This window comes from Microbacterium sp. NPDC064978, from assembly GCF_044543605.1.
GTDB classification, from domain to species: domain Bacteria; phylum Actinomycetota; class Actinomycetes; order Actinomycetales; family Microbacteriaceae; genus Microbacterium; species Microbacterium meiriae.
Genome location: NZ_JBITWF010000003.1, coordinates 459,821 through 478,897, shown reverse-complemented (window position 1 = coordinate 478,897; position 19,077 = coordinate 459,821). Strand labels below are relative to the sequence as shown.

At 71.2% G+C, this 19,077-nt stretch carries 16 protein-coding genes; 1 reads left to right on the top strand and 15 read right to left on the bottom strand.

Features of this window, described 5'->3' with window-relative positions; translation table 11 throughout:
• Positions 1–24: 24 nt before the first annotated feature.
• The 8 genes from ACIGJI_RS12435 to rsmI form a co-directional block, all read right to left on the bottom strand.
• A complete protein-coding gene (locus tag ACIGJI_RS12435) occupies positions 25–1,194 on the bottom strand; it encodes a family 1 glycosylhydrolase (protein ID WP_363447067.1) in 1,170 nt (389 codons plus the stop codon).
• Between the two features lie 41 nt (positions 1,195–1,235).
• Positions 1,236–2,936, bottom strand: coding sequence for an ABC transporter ATP-binding protein (locus ACIGJI_RS12430; protein ID WP_396667032.1), 1,701 nt, complete (start codon positions 2,934–2,936; stop codon positions 1,236–1,238).
• A gap of 5 nt (positions 2,937–2,941) precedes the next feature.
• Positions 2,942–3,874 (bottom strand): ABC transporter permease, encoded by a 933-nt coding sequence (locus ACIGJI_RS12425; RefSeq protein WP_363447071.1) that lies wholly within the window; start codon positions 3,872–3,874, stop codon positions 2,942–2,944.
• Positions 3,871–4,851, bottom strand: coding sequence for an ABC transporter permease (locus tag ACIGJI_RS12420; protein WP_187661998.1), 981 nt, complete (start codon positions 4,849–4,851; stop codon positions 3,871–3,873). The genes ACIGJI_RS12425 and ACIGJI_RS12420 overlap by 4 nt, the downstream gene beginning before the upstream one ends.
• Entirely contained in the window at positions 4,848–6,512 is a 1,665-nt protein-coding gene (locus ACIGJI_RS12415; RefSeq protein ID WP_187661999.1) for an ABC transporter substrate-binding protein, read from the bottom strand. The genes ACIGJI_RS12420 and ACIGJI_RS12415 overlap by 4 nt, the downstream gene beginning before the upstream one ends.
• Positions 6,513–6,668: 156 nt before the next feature.
• Entirely contained in the window at positions 6,669–7,763 is a 1,095-nt protein-coding gene (locus tag ACIGJI_RS12410) for a LacI family DNA-binding transcriptional regulator (RefSeq protein WP_363447073.1), read from the bottom strand.
• Between the two features lie 193 nt (positions 7,764–7,956).
• Positions 7,957–8,511 carry a class I SAM-dependent methyltransferase gene (locus tag ACIGJI_RS12405; RefSeq protein ID WP_363447075.1) on the bottom strand — a complete coding sequence of 185 codons (555 nt, stop codon included), beginning with the start codon at positions 8,509–8,511 and terminating at the stop codon, positions 7,957–7,959.
• A gap of 155 nt (positions 8,512–8,666) precedes the next feature.
• Complete coding sequence (rsmI, locus tag ACIGJI_RS12400; RefSeq protein ID WP_259951490.1) at positions 8,667–9,488, bottom strand: 16S rRNA (cytidine(1402)-2'-O)-methyltransferase; 822 nt, start codon at positions 9,486–9,488, stop codon at positions 8,667–8,669.
• 96 nt (positions 9,489–9,584) lie between these two features.
• Between rsmI and ACIGJI_RS12395 the strand changes: the two genes are divergently transcribed.
• Complete coding sequence (locus tag ACIGJI_RS12395; protein ID WP_363447077.1) at positions 9,585–11,138, top strand: phospholipid carrier-dependent glycosyltransferase; 1,554 nt, start codon at positions 9,585–9,587, stop codon at positions 11,136–11,138.
• A gap of 22 nt (positions 11,139–11,160) precedes the next feature.
• Here the strand turns inward: ACIGJI_RS12395 and ACIGJI_RS12390 are convergent, their stop codons facing one another.
• The 7 genes from ACIGJI_RS12390 to ACIGJI_RS12360 all read right to left on the bottom strand — a co-directional run bounded on the left by ACIGJI_RS12390 (position 11,161) and on the right by ACIGJI_RS12360 (position 19,031).
• Positions 11,161–11,640, bottom strand: a complete 480-nt coding sequence (locus ACIGJI_RS12390; RefSeq protein ID WP_144882465.1) for an Lrp/AsnC family transcriptional regulator — start codon at positions 11,638–11,640, stop codon at positions 11,161–11,163.
• 1 nt (position 11,641) lies between these two features.
• A complete protein-coding gene (locus tag ACIGJI_RS12385; protein WP_363447079.1) occupies positions 11,642–13,033 on the bottom strand; it encodes an amino acid permease in 1,392 nt (463 codons plus the stop codon).
• The gene (hisC, locus tag ACIGJI_RS12380; RefSeq protein ID WP_363447081.1) at positions 13,030–14,118 is read right to left on the bottom strand and encodes a histidinol-phosphate transaminase; all 1,089 of its coding nucleotides are present in this window, start codon (positions 14,116–14,118) and stop codon (positions 13,030–13,032) included. The genes ACIGJI_RS12385 and hisC overlap by 4 nt, the downstream gene beginning before the upstream one ends.
• 165 nt (positions 14,119–14,283) lie before the next feature.
• On the bottom strand, positions 14,284–16,086 hold the full coding sequence (locus ACIGJI_RS12375) for a DUF255 domain-containing protein (protein ID WP_366243987.1): 1,803 nt from the start codon (positions 16,084–16,086) through the stop codon (positions 14,284–14,286).
• 73 nt (positions 16,087–16,159) lie between these two features.
• The gene (gene msuE / locus ACIGJI_RS12370) at positions 16,160–16,729 is read right to left on the bottom strand and encodes an FMN reductase (protein WP_363447086.1); all 570 of its coding nucleotides are present in this window, start codon (positions 16,727–16,729) and stop codon (positions 16,160–16,162) included.
• Positions 16,730–16,894: 165 nt separating this feature from the next.
• A complete protein-coding gene (locus ACIGJI_RS12365) occupies positions 16,895–17,731 on the bottom strand; it encodes an aldo/keto reductase (RefSeq protein WP_259951484.1) in 837 nt (278 codons plus the stop codon).
• A 55-nt stretch (positions 17,732–17,786) separates the two neighbouring features.
• Positions 17,787–19,031, bottom strand: coding sequence for a heparan-alpha-glucosaminide N-acetyltransferase domain-containing protein (locus ACIGJI_RS12360; protein WP_268776793.1), 1,245 nt, complete (start codon positions 19,029–19,031; stop codon positions 17,787–17,789).
• Positions 19,032–19,077: the final 46 nt, after the last annotated feature.

Below are 19,077 nucleotides of genomic sequence, written 5' to 3'. Positions count from 1 at the left end.
CCCGTGGTTACGCCGTGCGGCTCGTCAGAGCCCATTGCGGCGGGCGACCTCGCCGAGCCAGGCCAGCGAGGGCTTCGGGAACCGCTCGAAGGTCTCGTGGTCGAAGCCGATGAGACCGAACGTCGGCCGGAATCCGCTCGCCCATTCGTAGTTGTCCAGCGCGCTCCAGTGCTGGTAGGCGCGCACCTCGATGCCGTCGCTGATGGCGCGGTGCAGCCCCTCCAGCGCCCCCTGCGTGTAGGCGATGCGCCGGGTGTCGTCGGCCGTGGCGATGCCGTTCTCCGTGACGAGCACGGGCACGCCGCCGCTGCGCTCCCACGCGCTGCGCACGCCCAGCTCGAGGGCCTCGGGGAAGAACTCCCAGCCCGTGAGTGTCGTCTCCACATCCGGCGACACCGGCAGCGGACCCTCCGGACCGATGAACGTGCGGGTGTAGGCCTGCACGCCCACGAAGTCGTCGCCGGCGGACTGCTCCAGGTACCAGTGGTCACGCGGGTCGCCGTACGTCGCGAGCATCTCGTCCGCGCCGGGCTCGCCTGTGGAGTGGAAGGCCTGGGTGGCGATCGTCCACCCCGCTTGCACCCCGGGCACCGTGTGCAGGATCTCGGACGCGCGCCGGTGCGCCTGCAGCAGGGTGTCCGCGACGCCGAGGTCAGGGTTCGGGAGGCCGTAGGCGACGAGGTTCGCCGCGTCCTCTCCCCCGGCCAGCATCGCCGCGATGTTCGGCTCGTTGATCGTGCACACGTAGCGCACCCCGTCGAGGATCGGCAGCACCGTCTCGACGTAGCGGGAGAACAGGTCCACCGCGTCGTCCGCACGCCAGAAGCCGTCCTTCTGGAACCACTGCGGCACCGTGAAGTGCATGAGGGTGACCGTCGGGTCCAGACCGTTCTCCCGCGCGGTGTCGATCATGCGGCGGTAGTGGTCGAGCATCGCCCGCGAGACGAACCCGCGCTCCGGCTCGATCCGCGCCCACTCGACCGAGAAGCGATAGGAGTTCAGCCCCGCCTCGGCGAGCAGCCGCATGTCCTCCGGATACCGGTGGAAGTGGTCGGCGGCGTCACCGGAGGGCTCGACCATGGTCGAGTCCGGCGCGTGTTCCATCGCCCACCAGTTGCTCGTGGTGTTGTTGCCCTCCACCTGGTGGGCGGCCGTTGCGGCGCCCCAGAGGAAGCCGTCGGGGAATGCGAGCACGGATGCGCTCCTCTCTCTTTCTTGCAGTCGTTCGGCGCGCGTCAGCGGGCGCGGGCGGGGTTCGGCACGGCGTCGAGCAGTTCGACCGTGTACGGGTCCTCCGGATGCTGCAGCACCTGGGAGGTCTCGCCCCGCTCGACGACGCGGCCGCTGTTGAGCACGAGGATGTTCTCGGTGACCAGACGCGCGCTCAGCAGATCGTGCGTGATGTAGAGCATGCTGATGCCCCACCGTTCGCGGAGGTCCTCCAGCAGCGCGAGCACGCCGGCGCGGAGCGACACGTCGAGCATCGACACCGGCTCGTCCGCGATCAGCACCTGCGGGTCGCTCGCGAGCGCCCTGGCGATCACGACGCGCTGCCGCTGCCCGCCGGAGAGCTGGTGCGGCAGCTTGGCGGCGAACTGCTCGACGGGCGTCAGGCCCACCGTCTCCAGCAGTTCGAGCACACGGGCCCTGGCCTCCGCCCCGCGCAGCCTCGTGTAGTTCACGACCGGACGGGTCAGCGCGTACTCGACGGTGTGCAGCGGGTTCAGGGCCGCGTACGGATCCTGGAACACCATCTGCACGTCCTTGCGGAGGTCGCGGAGGCCTCGGCGCTTCAGTGACGCGACGTCGGTATCGCCGAACCGGATGCTGCCGGAGGTCGGCTTCTCGACCCCGGTGAGCATCTTCGCGATCGTCGACTTGCCCGAGCCGGAGGCACCGACCAGCGCCAGCGCCTCCCCCGGCTCCAGGCGGAAGGACACGTCGTCGACCGCGACGACGGGATCCTGTCCGCGTCGCGGAGCCGGATAGCGCTTGGAGACGCCCTCCACCACGATCGCAGCGTCGGCGCGGCGGGCGTCCCGCGGCGACACCGTCGGCAACGTCTCGGTGATGTCCGTGCGGCTGCGCCCCTCCCGGCGACGGGTGCCGAGATCGACGAACCCGGGGATCTCGATCTTCTCGGCGCGCGGGTCGGCGTAGTGGCTCAACAGCATCCGGGTGTACTCGTCCTGCGGACGGTGCAGGATGTCCTGGCTGGAGGCATCCTCCACGATGCGGCCCTCGTGCATGACCATCACCCGGTCGGTCGCCTCGAGGACGATGCCGAGGTCATGACTGATGAGGATCGCCGTGAACCGCTCGGACCGCTGCAGCTCCCGGATCGTGTCCATGACCGCGTGCTGGACGAGCACGTCGAGCGCCGTGGTGGGCTCGTCGAACACCATCAGCTGGGGTTCGAGCGAGAGGGCGAGGGCGATCGAGGCGCGCTGCCGCATGCCGCCGGAGAGCTCCCCCGGGTACCGGTCGAGCACCTCCGGCTTCAGCCCCACCTTGCCGACCAGCTCCCGCGCCCTGGCCTCGCGCTGCTCCGCGGGCACATGGCCGTGCGCGGCGAAGATGTCGCGGAAGTGGTTGCCCACGGTGCGGACGGGGTTCAACGCATTCATGCCGGACTGCAGCACCATGGCGAATCCGCCCTGCCGCTGACGCCGCAGCTCCTCGGCGTCGAGCTCGCGGATGTCGCGGCCGTCGAAGAGGATGCGTCCGCCGCTGATGCGCGCCGGCGGCTTCTGCAGCCGCGTGAGCGCGAAGCCGAGCGTGGACTTGCCCGACCCGGACTCGCCGACGAGCCCGACGAACTCGCCGCGCCGGAGCGCGAACGACACGTCGTGCACGGCCGACACCGGCACCTGCCCCGGGGAGGCGTACTCCACGGACAGCGACTGGACGTCGAGGAGGATGTCGTCGTGCTCCATGGCGCTCATCGGCCCTTCCCTTCGCGGAGGCGCGGATTGGAGATGCCGTCCACGCCGAAGTTGATGAGTGTGAGGCTGAGGGCGAGCAGCGCGATGCACAGACCGGGCGCGAACAGCAGCAGCCACTGGCCGGTGAGCAGGGAGTTCGAGTTCTGCGCCCAGTAGAGCATCGTGCCCCAGCTGACGATGCTGGAGTCGCCCAGCCCGAGGAACTCCAGCCCCGCCTCGGCGAGGATCGCCGCCGTCGCCGCCCCGAAGAGCGTCCCGGCGATGATCGACGTCATGTTCGGCAGGATCTCCCGGAAGACGATGCGAGCCCTGCTGTCGCCGGAGAACTGCGCCGAGGTGACGAAGTCGTTGCCGCGGAGGGACTGGGTCTGGCTGCGCAGCACGCGCGCACCCCACGCCCATCCGGTCACGACGATCACGGCGATGATCATGAGGATGCCGCCGTTCTGCAGGTAGGCGGCGATCACGATCATCAGCGGAAGGCCGGGGATCACGAGGAAGAGGTTCACGATGAACCCGACGACCTCGCCCGCGAAGCCGCGCATGTAGCCCCAGCTCAGTCCGATGAGCACGGCCACGATCGTGGAGAGGAGCCCCGCCGCGAAGCCCACGAGGAGGCTGACCTGCGCTCCGTAGATGAGCTGGCTGAGCACGTCCTCCCCTGCGGCGGTCGTGCCGAGCCAGTGCTCCCACGAGGCGTCGGCGTTCCGCGGGAAGCCGTTCTCCTTCGGCCCGTAAGGGGCCAGGAGCGGGGCGAACACGGCGACGAGCACGAAGAACGCGAGGAGGCAGAGGCCGATGCGGGCCTTGCCGTTGGACCACAGGGTGCCGACCATGCGGCCGAAGGCGCGCCAGGGGCTGGGCGCCGCGATGCGGTCGGTCGGGACCTTGACGGTCACGGTGCTGGGGGTGCGGTTCGGGGTCGTCATCGTCGAGTCCTCGGGTCGAGAACCCCGTAGAGGATGTCCACGAGGAAGTTGGCGATGAGCACGCTCACGGTGATCATCAGGAAGAGCGCCTGCATGAGCGGGTAGTCCTGCCCGATCACGGCGTTGAACAGCAGGTAGCCGATGCCCGGGTATCCGAACACCTGCTCGACGAGGATCGAGCCGCCCACCACGCCGCCGAGCGTGAGCCCGAAGCCGGTGAGGTTCGGCAGGATCGCGTTGCGGGCCGCGTAGCGGAGGGCGATCGTGCGGCCGCGGAGGCCGTTCGCCTCGCCGAAGGTGATGTAATCCTCGCCGAGCGTGTTGATCATCGCGTTGCGCATGCCGATGATCCAGCCGCCGAGGGAGGTGAGCAGGATCGTCAGCGCGGGCAGGAACGCGTGCCGGACGAGGTCGACGATGAAGTCCCAGGTGAACCCCGGGGTGGTCGTCGCCGAGTAGGCGCCGGTGGTCGGGAACCAATGCAGCACGTAGCCGAGGAAGAACAGCAGCAGCAGCGCCGTCCAGAAGTACGGGAACGTGCTGAGGAACGACCCGGTCAGCGTCGGCAGCGAGTCCAGCCACGTGCCGCGCCGCCAGGCGGCCATCACGCCGATCAGCGTGCCGATCACGAACGCGAGGATCGTGACGATGCCGACGAGGCCGAGCGTGTAGGGCAGCGCGGTGGAGACCATGCTCGACACGGTCTGCGGGTAGAACGTGTACGAGACGCCGAAGTCGAGCCGGACGACCTGGCCGAGGTAGGCCACGTACTGGTCCCACATCGAACCGGTCGGCACCCCGAGCTGGGCCTCGATCGCGGCGCGCGTGGCGTCGGAGACCGGACCGTTCTGGGAGAGCTTCGCGATCGCAGCGTCGGCGGGAGAGCCGGGCATCAGGCGGGGCAGGAAGAAGTTCAGGGTGATCGCGGCCCACAGGGTGAGCACGAACAGGCCGATCTTCTGGAGGACGTACTTCACTGGTCTCCCCCGTCCGTGCGCTTCAGGTGGGTGAAGATCCCCAGGGGCGCCGAGTCGTAGTTCTGCGGGATCATGTACGGATCGTCCGCGGAGGGCCAGCCGGTGAACTTCGCGTCGTTGAACAGGCCCCAGATCCCGCCGTAGTACATGCCGATCACGGGGACCTCCTCGTACACGATGCTCTGCAGCTCGTGCACGATCTCGGTCTGGCGGTCGGGATCGATCGTCGCGCGGAACTCCTCCAGGAGGGCGTCGGCCTCCGGCGAGCGGTAGCGCTCGAAGTTGTTGGTGGTCACCTCGCCGGTCGGCACGTAGAAGTCGCTGGAGAGCAGGCTGTTGTAGGCCTGGTACACGTCGCCGTTACCCATGCCGCCGATCGCCATCTCGAAGTCGCCGGTGCCGATCGCGCTCTGGTAGCCCGCGGGCTGCGGGAGCTTGAGCGATACCTTGACGCCGATGTCTGCCAGCTGCCGCTGCACGGTCTGAGCGGCGCGCGTCCAGTCGGAGAAACCGTTGGCGGTGGTCAACGAGAACGCGAGCTGCTCGCCGTCCGGGCCGACGAGCTGGTCGCCCTGGAGGGTGTACCCGGACTCGGCGAACGCCGCGAGCGCGGCGTCGCGGTCCTGCGCGAGCATGCCTTGATCGGGGATCTCCGGGTCGAGGTACTGCTCCTGGTTGGGCAGGATGAGCCCGGTCTGCCCTGCGGGCTGCATGTACCCCTCGGAGGCGGTCTCCGCGATCTCCTCCCGGTCGAGCGCGAGCGCGATGCCGCGGCGGACGTTCACGTCGTCGAAGGGCGCGACCTCGAGGTTCGGCACGAGCGAGATGACGCCGCCCGGCGGGAACCACCAGGTGTTGTCGGGACTCGCCGCTCCCCAGGTGCCCTCGACGTCGGAGATGAAGGAGTAGGCCCAGTCGTAGCCGCGGGTCACGGTGTCGAGCTGCGTGTTCGTGGCGGGCAGGATGATGTGCTCGATCTCGATCTTGTCCGCCTGCCAGTAGTCCGGGTTGCGGTCCATCGAGTACTGCTGGTCGTTGTAGTTGCCGAGCACGAACGGCCCGGTACCGACCGGCTCCTCGTTGCGCCAGGTGGCCGGGTCCTTCACATCCGCCCACAGGTGCTCGGGGACGATCATGGTCTGCCCGAGGATCGACAGCGAGGGCGCGTCGTCGCTCTGCAGGTGGAACACGATGTCGTCGCCGTCGATCTCGATGCGGTCGATGTGCTGCCACGCGCCCTTGATGTCGAGCGAGGGCTCGTCCTTGATGAGCTGGAACGTGAACGCCACGTCCTCCGGGGTGAGCGCCTCGCCGTCGCTCCACTCGACGCCGTCGCGGATCGTCATCACGATCGTGCGGGCGTCGGGCTGGGTCCACTCGGACGCGAGCCACGGGGTGAGCTCGCCGTCGAGCGGGTTCACCAGGATGAGCGGCTCGTAGATCCACCGCGAGGCGGTCCTGGTGTTGGTGAGGTAGGGGTTGAAGTTCTGCGTGAAGAACGGGTTTCCCTTGTCGGCGTTGATGAGCATCGTGTCGTCGCCGATCGACGGGTCGGGCTGCGAGCTGATCTGGATGCTGCAGCCGCTGAGCGCGACCGCTGCGGCCGCGAGCCCCACGACGGCGGCGCGGCGCCAGCGTCGGAAGGTGTGCGTCTCTGCCACTGGATGACCTCATGTCGTCTCTGTCATGAAGGGCGCCCCGGGGGGTGGGGAGTCCTGCCGGCCGAAGCCGTACACCCGATTGTAAGCGCATACATTTTGAATCGGCAACCCAGTGACGAGCCAGGGGGTCCTCCGGGGCGGCGCGGTCGCGGCGACTCAGGCCGGGCGCGTGGAGCTCTCGCGGAGGAGGATCTGGAGGGGCAGACGCGTGGTGAGCGGTGGGGCGTCCGGCTGCTCCAGCCGTCGCGCGAGCACCTGCACGGCCGCGCGTCCGAGCTCGATCATCGGCTGCCGGATCGTGGTCAGCGGCGACGACACCAGGGTCGCCGCCTCGATGCCGTCGAACCCCGTCACGAGCACGTCGTCCGGCACCTGCACGCCCGCAGCACGGAACACGTCCATCGCCCCGAGGGCCATCTGGTCGTTGGCGGCGATGAGCGCGGCGGGCACGCCGTCGCGCGTGAGCTCCTGCCCGGCCCGGCGCCCGGAGGCCCGTGTGAAGTCGCCCCGCAGCACGCGCACCGCTGCCGGATCACGCCCCGCTGCGGCGAGCGCGGTCGACACGCCCTCCCACCGTTGCTCCGCGTCCGGCGAGTCGGCCGGCCCGGCGAGGAACGCGATCTCCCCCTCCCCGACCTGCGACAGCACATGGCGGGTCAGCTCCCCCATCGCCTCGGCGTTGCTCACCGTGACATGGTCGTAGGCATCGCCCCGCGGCGGCCCGGACAGCACGACCACCGGGATACGCCGCCCCAGCCGCGCCAGCACCTCGTCCGGCACGCTGCGGGCGAGCACCATGAGTCCGTCCACCCGGCCGGCCATGTCGCGGACGGTCGAGCGGTCGGGGTCGTCACGTCCGACGCCCACCATGAGCACGAACCCCTGCTTCCACGCCTCCAGCTCGGCCCCCCGCAGGACTTCGTCGAGGAACAGCATCGAGGAGTGCGGCGCGTCGGCTTCGTCCGACACGACCGTGAACGGCGGGCGCGCGGCGGCGGACAGCACATCGAGCGGCGGGGCATCTTCGGCGGCGTCGAACTGGGGGAAGTACAGCCCCAGCACCCCGGTCCGACGCTCGGCCAGACCCCGCGCACTGCCGCTGGGGACGTAGCCCAGCGCGGCGACCGCGTCGAGCACCCGCTCTCGGGTCACCGGACGGACGGCATCCGGCGAGCGCAGCACACGCGAGACGGTCGCGATCGACACTCCGGCGCGCTCAGCGACGTCGTACACCGTCGCGGCCTTGCTCACGCGTGCTCCTCTCCCCCGCGGTGGTGGTTCCGGTTCCGGTTCCGGTTCTGGTTCTGGTTCTGTCAGCGTAGGACAGTCTCCCCCGGTGCCCCCGTCCTCTCCCGCGCGCGGGCGCAGATTCGCGTCGGTGTCGCACGGATGGTGCCAGAACCTGCGACACGGTGCAGATCTGCGACGCCGGGCTGGGGCCGGATCAGGAGCGGAGGGCGAGGAGGGCGCCGTGGGGGCGGGAGCTGATCTCGCCGGGCTCTCGCTCGCGGGCCTCGGACCACTGCAGCTCGAGGCCGGCCGCGGCGAGCAGCGGGGACAGGGCCTCGGCGGTCCAGAAGAACGCGGGTGCGACCGCATGAGCGAAGGCCGCCCGGGGTTCGCCGACGAAGTACCCGAGGAGCAGGCTCCCGCCGGGGGCGAGCACTCGCGCGAGTTCGGCGAACACGTCCGGGAGCTCCGCGGGAGGCGTGTGGATCACCGAGTACCACGCGAGGATGCCGCCGACCGTGCCCGATGCCTGCGGCAGCGTCCGGAACGACCCGTGATGGAACGTGAGGTGCGGATACCGAACCCTCGCCCCGTGGATGAAGGCCGTGGAGAGGTCGATCCCCTCGACGTCGCGCCCGGTTTCGAACTCTGCGCCGTCATCCCCGTGGAGAAAGGCCGTCCAGTGACCGGGACCGCATCCCGCGTCGAGCAGCATCCCCGGGGTCTCATCGCGCCAGCGGCGGATGAGCTCGCGGTCGCGCGGATCCATCAACCCCAGGTCCCCCGCGACCTCGAGGTACTCCGCGGCCCTCTCGTCGTAGGCTCGCGCGACCGACTCCTGTCCCGCGGGAAGTCGCAGATCCGGACCCGCGTCGCACGCCTCCCCGGAATCCCTGCGACCGGGGTGCGAATCTGCGACCGGAGTCACCGTGACCGCGCCGCGAGGGCGGCCTGATACAGGTCTCTGGAGGACAGGCCCGTCAGGGCCGCGACCTCGGAGGCCGCGTCTTTCAACCGGGTGCCGTCCGCGACCAGGGCCTGCACCTGAGCGAGGGCGTCCTCCGGCGAGGCCTCCCGCCGCGGCGCACCCTCGACGACCACGACGATCTCGCCCTTCACGCCGTCGGCGGCCCAGGCGGCGAGCTCGGACGCGGTGCCGCGACGGACCTCCTCGTACAGCTTCGTCAACTCCCGGCACACGGCGATCCGGCGGTCTGCACCGAAGGCGGCCCCCATGTCGGTCAGGGTCGTCGCGAGGCGCGAGGGCGACTCGAAGAACACCATCGTGCGGGGCTCGGCGGCGAGGGCGGAGAGGGTCGCCCGGCGCTCCCCCGGCTTCCGCGGCAGGAACCCCTCGAAGGTGAAGCGGTCCGTGGGAAGCCCCGAGATCGCCAGGGCCATGAGCACCGCGCTGGGTCCCGGGATGGCGGTCACCGTGACCCCCTGCGCCACGGCCTCGGCGACGAGACCGTATCCCGGATCGCTCACGGTCGGCATCCCCGCGTCGCTCAGCACCACGAGGTCGGTCTCCGCGGCGAGCGCGGCCAGCTCCGCGGCCTTCTGCTTCTCGTTGTGGTCGTGCAGCGCGATCAGCCGGGGCCGGTTGTCGATCTTCAGGGCCTGCAGGAGTCGCTGTGTCGTGCGGGTGTCCTCCGCGACGACGATCTCGGCGTTCTCCAGCACCTCCACGAGTCGCCGCGACGCATCGCCCAGGTTTCCGATCGGAGTCGCGGCGAGGATGATCACCCGCCCAGCTTAGGCGCGGGTCTGAGTCGGGGGCGTCGGAGCGGACCGGGGCCGGCATACCGGGAGCACAGGGCGGAGTGTGTCTAGGCTGGACCGGTGACCGCGCCCGAGCCCCTGCTGCCCGCCCCCGAGGAGCGGCTCACGCGCTACGAGCGGCTCCGCGACCGCGTGCTGCACGCCCCGGACTGGGGCCGGGCGATGGGCTGGCTGGCCCCGCTGCTGATCACCGCCCTCGCCGCGGTGCTGCGCCTGGCGAACGTCGGCCATCCCCATCAGCTCGCCTTCGACGAGACCTACTACGTCAAGGACGCCTGGTCGCTGTGGAGCCTCGGCTACGAGGGGGTGTGGGGAGAGAACGCGAACGACGCGTTCATCACCCTGCAGGAGCTCCCCCTGACGAACAAGGGTGCGTTCATCGTGCACCCGCCGCTCGGGAAGTGGCTGATCGCGCTGGGCATGGCCATCGGCGGACCGGACAACAGCGCCGGCTGGCGTCTCGCGACCGCCGTGCTCGGCGCAGCATCCGTGCTGCTGGTCTACCTCATCGCCCGACGTCTGACCGGTTCGGTCGTGGCGGCGACCGTGGCCGGCACGCTCCTCGCGATCGACGGCCTCAGCATCGTGATGAGCCGGATCGCGCTGCTCGACGGCATCCTCACCTTCTTCGTGCTGCTGGGCGTGCTGTTCGTGCTCATCGACCGCCAGCACACGATCCCGCTGCTCGAACGCCGGAATCCCGACGACGAGGATCCGCTGTGGGGACCGGTCCTGTGGCGCCGTCCCTGGCTCGTCGCCGCGGGTCTCGCGCTCGGCGCCGCCTCGGCGGTGAAGTGGTCGGGACTGTACGTGCTCGCGGGCTTCGGCCTCTACGTCGTGATCACCGACGCCCTCGCCCGCCGCCGCGGCGGGGTCGTCGTATGGCCGGCATCCGCGGTCTTCCGGCAGGGGCCGGTGTCGTTCGTGCTCCTCGTCGTCCCCGCGCTCGCGGTGTACCTCGCGAGCTGGACCGGATGGCTGGTGACGGCGAACGGCTACGACCGCGGCAGCGATCCGAACCCGCTCGTCGCGCTGTGGAACTACCACGAGGCGATGCTCGGCTTCCACGTGGGCCTCACCCGAGGACACCCGTACGCGAGCCCGGCGTGGGAGTGGCCCTTCCTGCTCCGCCCGACGGCGGTGTGGGTGGACAGCGACCCCACCGGCTGCGGCGTCGACCACTGCATCGGCGTGATCTCGGCGGTCCCCAACCCGCTCATCTGGTACGGCGGCGTCGCGGCCGGCGTGTACCTGCTCTACCGCCTCATCCGCGGCTGGATCACCCGACAGCCGGTCGGCCCGGCCCTGAGTCTTCCGCTCGTGGGGCTCGCCGTCACCTACCTCCCCTGGCTGATGTTCCCTGAGCGGACGATCTTCCAGTTCTACACGGTCGTGATGATGCCGTTCCTCGTGCTCGCGCTCACCGTCACGCTGCGGATCATCGCGGGGCGCCGCGAGGATCCGCTCGTGCGCCGCCAGTCCGGAGAGCGGACCGTCCTGATCTTCCTCGGCGTCGTCGTCCTCGTCTCGGCGTTCTTCCTGCCGCTGTGGACGGGGATGAGCGTGCCGTACGACTTCTGGCGCCTGCACAACTGGCTGCCCGGCTGGGTCTGACCCGCCGCGCCGTGACCCCCGGTCAGGGGATCTCGTCGGCCACGTGCTCCACGAGCGGGAGCACGCGACCGGAGAGGTGGGTGCGCATGGCGATCGAGGACGCCGTCCGCGCGACGCCCGGCACCAGGGCGACCCGGTCCAGCACCTCCTGGAGCCGGGTCGCGTCGCGCGCGACGAGCCGGAGCTGCATGTCGCTCGCGCCGGTCACGGTGTGCATGTCGACGATCTCCGGCACCGCGTCCGCGAGGGCCGTCGCCACATCGTCGTGCCCGACCTTCTGATCGATCTCGACGAGGCAGAACGCCACGACGCCGTAGCCGAAGCCGGCGGGGTCGATGCGCGGCACGATCGCCTCGATCACCCCGCCCTCGTGCAGCCGCGCGAGACGGCTGGTGGCCGTCCCTCGCGCGATGCCCAGCCGGCGCGCGCACTCGAGGAGAGGCAGCTGCGGCGACTCCGTCAGCAGCCGGATCAGCGCGGCGTCGAGGCGATCGATCCGCACGTCACTCCCTGACGATGCCGGGGCGGGAGACACCCCGCGTCAGGCGGGCGACGACGAGCAGCACCGCGGTGAGCCCGAGCGTGAGCAGCAGCTGGATGCGCGCGGCCGGGTCGATCATCGCGAGCGCGATCACGGCGGCCAGCAGCACCAGGCACAGCCACGACACCCAGGGGAAGCCCCAGAGCCGCATGGGCATCGCCTCGCCGGCACGGTCGGCCCGCCGTCGCAGCACGATCTGCGAGATCGCCGTCGCCGTCCAGATCACCAGCAGGGTCGACCCCACGACGTTCAGCAGCGCCGGGAGCACGACGTCCGGGAACGCCCAGTTCAGTCCGACGGTGACGAACCCGAAGGCCACCGAGGCGAGCACCGCGACGAACGGGACGCCCTTGAGGCTCGTCCGGGTGACGGACAGCGGCGCCAGTCCCCGCTCCCCCAGCGAGTACGCCATCCGGGAGGCGCCGTAGATGTTGGCGTTCATGGCCGAGAGCAGCGCGATCACCACGATGAGGTCCATCACGAGACCGACGCCCGGGATGTTCAGCGTGTCCAGCACGGCCGAGAACGGACCGGCCTGCACGGCGGGGTCGTCCCACGGGAGCACCGCGACGATGACGAAGATCGAGCCGACGTAGAAGATGAGGATGCGCACGAGCACCTCGCGCACGATCCGGCGGATGTTCCGCGCGGGGTCGTCGGACTCGGCCGCGGCGATCGCCACGACCTCGGTGCCGCCGAACGCGAAGACGACGATGAGGAGCGCCGCCGCGATGCCGGTGATCCCGTGCGGGGCGAAGCCGCCCTCGTCCACGAGGTTCGAGATCCCCGTCGCCGGCACACCGGGGATGAGTCCGACGATCGCGCACACGCCGACGACGAGGAAGGCGATGATCGCGGCGACCTTGATCGCCGCGAACCAGAACTCGAAACGGCCGTAGTTGCGCACGCCGAAGAGGTTCACCGCAGTGAGGGCGACGACGAAGACCAGCACCCAGACCCACGCGGGGATCCCGGGCACCCAGTTCGCCACGATCCCGGCCGCGCCGGTCGCCTCGGCGGCGATCACGACGACCAGCTGGATCCAGTACAGCCAGCCCACCGCGCTTCCGGCGCTGCGCCCCATGGCCTTCTGGGCGTAGGAGCTGAAGGCGCCGGAGCTCGGGCGGGCCGCGACCATCTCGGCGAGCATCGCCATCACGAGCACGACGATGCCGCCCGCGACGAGGTAGGAGATCAGCACGGCGGGTCCGGCGATGCTGATCGCCTGCCCTGAGCCGACGAACAGCCCCGCGCCCATCGCGCCGCCGAGCCCCATCATGGAGATCTGGCGGCGGGTGAGGCCCGGGTGCAGGCCCTTCGTGGTCGTCGTGGTGACGGGGACCTCCGTGGTCATGCGCCCACCTCCATCAGGTCGGAATCGTGGTCGGAGGTCGCGGCGGCGAGGGCGGCTTCGACCCGGTCGATGTCGGCGGCGGAGCCGGATGAGATGCGGATGCCCTCGCCGGGGAAGGCCCGGGCGACGACACCCCCTGCGTGCAGGAGGGCGTCGAGGTCGGCGGTGCGCTCCCCCGCGGGAACCCAGACGAAGTTGGCCTGCGAGCGGACGGCGGGCCAGCCGGCCGCCGTGAGCACGGTGTGCAGCCGATCGCGCTGCGCCACGACCTCGTCGATGCGGGCGGCGAGCTCGTCCTCCGCAGCGAGGGAGGCGAGGGCCGCGGCCTGGGCGAGGTCGGTGACCCCGAACGGCACGGCCACCTTGCGCTGCGCCTCGGCGATCGCGGTGGGGGCGATCGCGTAGCCGATGCGGAGGCCGGCCAGGCCGTACGCCTTGGAGAACGTGTGCAGCACCGCGACGTGCGGGTGCCGACGGAACAGCTCGATCCCGGCACCGCGGCTGTCCGTGCGGTCGAAGTGCACATAGGCCTCGTCGATGACGACGAGGACGTCGTGCGGCACCGCGGCGACGAAGCGCTCCAGCGCCTCGGCGTCGACGACGGTGCCGGTCGGGTTGTTGGGGTTGCACACGAACACGAGACGCGTGCGCGGGGTGATCGCGGCGCGCATCGCGTCGAGGTCGTGTCCGTGGTCGGCGTCCAGCGGCACGGCGACGGGCGTGGCGCCCGCGATCCGGACGAGCGAGGGGTACGCCTCGAAGGACCGCCATGCGAAGACGACCTCGTCGCCCTCGCCGGCGACCGCGTGGATGAGCTGGGCGGCGATCTCCACCGACCCGGCGCCGACGGTCACCTGGGCCGGGTCCACGGCGTATCGGGCGGCGAGCGCCTCCCGGACCGCGGAGGCGCTCATGTCCGGGTAGCGGTGGATACCGGCGACCCGGTCCTGCACGGCCTGCACGACGGAGGGCAGCGGCGGGTGCGGCGACTCGTTCGAGGAGAGTTTGGAGGCACCGGCCGGGGCGGAGCGCCCCTGTCGGTAGGCGGGCACGGCGTCGAGGCCGGCGCGGGCGGAGAGGGTCATCGTCAGAGCATCCTTGCTGTGATCCGAGAGGGGTCGCGTCACCCTAGAACGGATGGCAGGCGCTGGGCAAACCGTGCACTCGAAGCTGCGCATCGCGCGCAATCGAACGCCACCTGGGTGCCGCACGCTAGGCAGATTGCACACCCCTGCTCCGGGGAAGGGCGCTCACCGTGCGTGCGACACCGCGGCCGGATCGCTCACCGGCAGGCGGCACACGAAGGCGCGGCAGTCGTAGGCGCGCTCGGCTGTCGCCTCCTTGCCGTCGAACAGTTCGAAACCCGCGGTGGCGAACGCCGTGGCCTGCGCCGGGCTGACGACGACGATGACATCGGCATCGGCTCCGCGTGCCGCGGCGGCGAGCGCTCCCCCGGGGTCCTCCGTGACCACGACGAGCTGCCGCGGGGCTGCGGCGAGTCCGGCGGCGACCCGGAGCAGGCTGCCGTGCGCGAAGGGCTGGGCGAGCGCCCGGGAGGCGAGCGCCTCCACCCGCTCGGCCGCCGCCGCGCGGTACCGGTCGCCCGCTCCGAGCCGCCAGGCGGTGAGCGCGGCCTGCGCGACCGCCGCCGTGTCCGAGGGGAGGTCTCCGTCGGTGTGATCGGGCGAGGCGGCGATGCCCTGCGCGCGGAGCAGCGGGTCGTCTCCCCCGGCTCCGTCCAGCACCTCGTCGAGGAGGTCCCGTCCCGTGACCGCGGGAGCGACGTCGCCGGTCGCCGCCGCCAGGGCGAACAGGCCGTCGGCGAGGAGGGCGAGGTCGGCCGCAGTGGCCACCGCGGCGGAGGCCCGGCCGTCCAAGGACGCCCGCACGAGAGCGCCGTCGGCACCGCGATTGGTGCGGAGCACGGCGTCGGCGGCGTCCGCGGCGGCGGCGACCCACGCGTCCTCGCCGAGCGTCGCACCCGCCCTGGCGAGTGCCGCGACCGCGAGGCCGTTCCATCCCGTGATGACCTTGTCGTCCACCGCCGGCGGCTCCAGCGTGGCGCGCTCCGGGACCGGGCGGAGGTAGTAGCCGCCCTCGCTGCGGGCCCCGTCGATCCACGACTCGGAGTCCTGAGCGGCGCCGAAACCGCCGCCCTCCCGCCGCAGCGTGCCGAGCAGGAAGTGGGCGATTCCGCGGGCGGTCTCCTCGTCGCCGGTGTCGAGCGCGACCTCGAGAAGCTGGGCGTTGTCGGTCAGCATGCGCTCGTAGTGCGGCACCGTCCAGTCGCGCCGGGTCGCATAGCGGAAGAACCCGCCGTCGGCATCCCGCAGAGCAGAGCCCGCCATCGCCGTGAGCGCGCGCTCGGCTGCTGCCGCGGCCTCCGGCGCGGCCTCGCGGACGAGGGGCTGCTGCAGGAACCGCAGGGTCGTGGCCACCGGGAACTTGGGAGCTCCGCCGAAGCCGCCGAACTCGCTGTCCTCCCTGGCGGCGAGACCGCGGGCGGCCTCGGCGAGCGCGGCGGTGTCCGGGAGGGTCGAGCGCGTGGCCTGCGCAGCCTCCGCGAGGGCTGCGGTCACCGCGTCCGCGGACTCCTCGGCCTGCGCGCGGCGCGTCGTCCAGGCCTCGCGGACGGCGGCCAGCACATCGCGGAACGCCGGCATCGGCGGTCGCGCCTCGGGCGGCCAGTACGTCCCCGCGTAGAACGCGCGACCGGCGGGGGTGGTGAACACCGTGAGCGGCCAGCCGAGGTTCTGCGTGAACGCGGACGCGGCGGCCATGTAGGCCCCGTCGACGTGCGGATGCTCCTCGCGATCGACCTTCACCGCGACGAACCCCTCGTTGATGCGGGCGGCGGTCTCGGGGTCGGCGAACGACTCGCGTGCCATCACATGACACCAGTGACAGGTGGAGTAGCCGATCGAGATCAGCATCGGCACGTCCCGGCGGCGGGCCTCGGCGAACGCCTCTTCGCCCCACGGGTACCAGTCGACGGGGTTGTCGGCGTGCGCCCGAAGGTACGGGCTGAGGGTGTCGGAGAGACGGTTCGTCATGCCCCCACGCTACGCCGGGGACACGGGCTGCGGGTCGGCCGTGGGTCAGCTCGCCGGGACCGGCAGCTGCGGGTCAGCCGACGAGCAGCTCCGCGGGGCGGGTCGCGGTGTAGCCGACGAGCGGGAGGGCTCGCTCGGCGGCCAAGGCGATGCGCGCGCGCAGCACGTCGGTGGCCACCTCGTAGCCGTCGAAGTCGGTGGTGCTCGCGTACACGCCGAGGGGCAGCGTGAGCGCCTGGAAGAAGGCGAAGAGCGGCCGGAGCTGGTGCTCGATCATGAGGGCGTGCCGCTCGCCGCCGCCGGTCGCGGCGAGGAGCACCGGCGTGCCGACGAGCGCGTACTGGTCCACGAAGTCGAACAGGTGCTTGAACAGCCCGGTGAACGACGCGCGGTACACCGGGCTCCCCACGATGAGGAGGTCGGCGGTCTCGATCGCCTGCAGGTGCACCTCCACCTCCGGCGGGAGCTGGTGACGGGTGAGAGCACCCGCGAGCGACGGCCCGATCTGCGTGAGCTCGATCAGCTGCGCCTCGACGGGGGCACGCTCGGCGACCGCGGCGGTGATCGCTCGGAGGAGGGCGGTGGTCTTGCTCGGCTCGTGCAGGGAGCCCGAGACGGCGACGACGCGGAGCGGAGCTGTCATGCGCTCGACGGTACCCACGCGGACGCCCCGTGTCGCGCGAAGCGACACGGGGCGTCATGTGGAACGGAGACGAGCCGCGGTCCGCGGGCTCGGGAGCAGGGCTCCGGTCAGTGCGGGCTCGGTGACGGCGTCAGTGCCGAGCCCGCGGCCGGTATGAGGGCGGGATCAGTTGACCTCGTCCGGGTGCGAGCCGACGCGGCCGGAGCCGTCGAGCGGGTCGAGGGCGTCGATCGCGGCGATCTCGGCGTCGGTCAGCTCGAAGCCGAACACGTCGAGGTTCTCCCGCAGGCGCTCCGGGCGCACCGACTTCGGGAACACGATGATGCCCTTCTGCAGGTGCCAGCGGAGGACGGCCTGCGCGGGCGTCACGCCGTGGGCGGCGGCCGCATCGGCGACCGCCGGAGTGCCGAAAAGGTCGTACTTGCCCTGGCCGAGCGGACCCCACGCCTCGATGCGCACGCCGTTGGCCTCGGCCCAGGCGACCTCCTCGCGGCGCTGATACGCCGGGTGCAGCTCGATCTGGTTCACGGCCGGGACGACGCCGGTCTCCTTCACCGTGCGCTCCAGGTGCGGGACGAGGAAGTTCGAGACGCCGATGCTGCGGGTCAGGCCCGCGTCGCGCAGTTCGATGAGCTTCGCGAACGCGTGGACGTAGTCGTCCTTCGCCGGAGTGGGCCAGTGCACGAGGTACAGGTCGACCTGCTCCAGGCCGAGCTTCTCGAGGCTCTCGCCGATGGCGGCGCGGGGCTCGTCGTCGTGATGACGGTCGTTCCACAGCTTCGTGGTGACGAAGAGCTCCTCGCGCGGGATGCCGGAGGACGCGATGGCAGCGCCCACGCCCTCCTCGTTGCCGTAGATCGCGGCGGTGTCGATGTGGCGGTACCCGATCTCGAGGGCCTCGCTCACCGCCTTCTCGGTCTCTGCCGGCGGCACCTTGAAGACGCCGTAGCCCAGCTGGGGGATGGAGTTGCCGTCGTTCAGTTCGAGTGCAGGAATGGTCATCCCCCCAGCCTAGGACCTGTGATGACAGGCCTGCCCGTGCGGATGACGAAAAGCGTCAGCGCCGAGGGACCGCGGCCATCGCGGCGGCCCCCTTACCGACGAGGCGCTCCAGGGGACCGCGTCCGACGAACATCGCCCACAGCGTCGTCACCACCAGGAGTGCCACGGCTGTGAGCCCCCAGAACGAGTTGTCCGCGATGAAGCCGCCAGGGCCCGCGACGAGGACGACGGAGACGACGTGCAGGCTGTATGCCGTGAGTGGCATGGACCCCAGAGCGCCGAGCGGCAGCAGCAGCCAGCGCAGCGGGCGGCTCAGGAGCAGGCACAGCGCGATCACCGCCAGGGCGAACCCGCCGGAGCCCAGGATCTCGGCGGTGCCGCCGCTGTGCGGGTCGACGGCGAAGACCGCGCGGACCATCGAGCCGAGCGGATCGGTCGCGGCGAGAGCCTCGGGGTAGCTCTCCCAACCGGACGGCGGCATCACGTCGTCCGGGATGAACGACGACAGACTCTCGGCGGGAAGGCTGTCCAGGCTCTCGCTGGGGAGGCTGTCCAGACTCTCGCTGCCGGAGTACCCGCTCGTCGAGGAGGTGAGCGAGCCCGTCCCGCCGAGACCTGTACTCGCGCCCACGGCTCCCAGGCCGTAGCCGATCGCGGCGAGGACCACCCCGACGACGAGGGCGACGACGGCCGTGCGCACCTCCTGCACGCGGAGCCGGCCCAGGGCCATGCCGCCCAGCACGAGAGCCAGCCACACGGTGATCGGATAGGTGCCGTAGAGCACGAACCCGATGCCCGCACCGAACGGCTGCAGCGCCACCGCGCTGATCAGGGCGAGCAGCGCCGGACCGGCGAGCGCGAGGACGGCGGCGCCGAGGAGCAGCTGCCGGGGCCGCCACCGCAGCACGGGGATGACCGCGACGTAGAGCAGCCCGTAGAGCGTCAGGATCACGGCGATCGGGGTGTTGAGGAGTTCCAGGGCCAGGCCGATCACGAAGATCACGGCGCCGCGGCCGACGAGATTCAGGCGGATGCCGGGGAGACGCTCCCGCTCCGGCAGCACGTCGCGCCCCGTCATGAGCGCGATGGAGACGCCGGCGAGCAGCGCGAAGAGGATCGAGGAACGACCGTGCACGAGGTCCGTCCACGTGGTGGGGTCGCCCCAGTCGAAAGCGTCGGTCATGCCGACGTGGGCGCCGGCCATTCCCAGGATCGCCAGACCCCGTGCGACGTCGAGGCCGAGGATGCGCGGCGGCCGACCGAACTCGCGGAACCAGCGCACGGGGCGCAGAGCAGTCATCACCCGATGATCGTATGCGGCGATCGCGGCGGCTCCGGTGTGCATC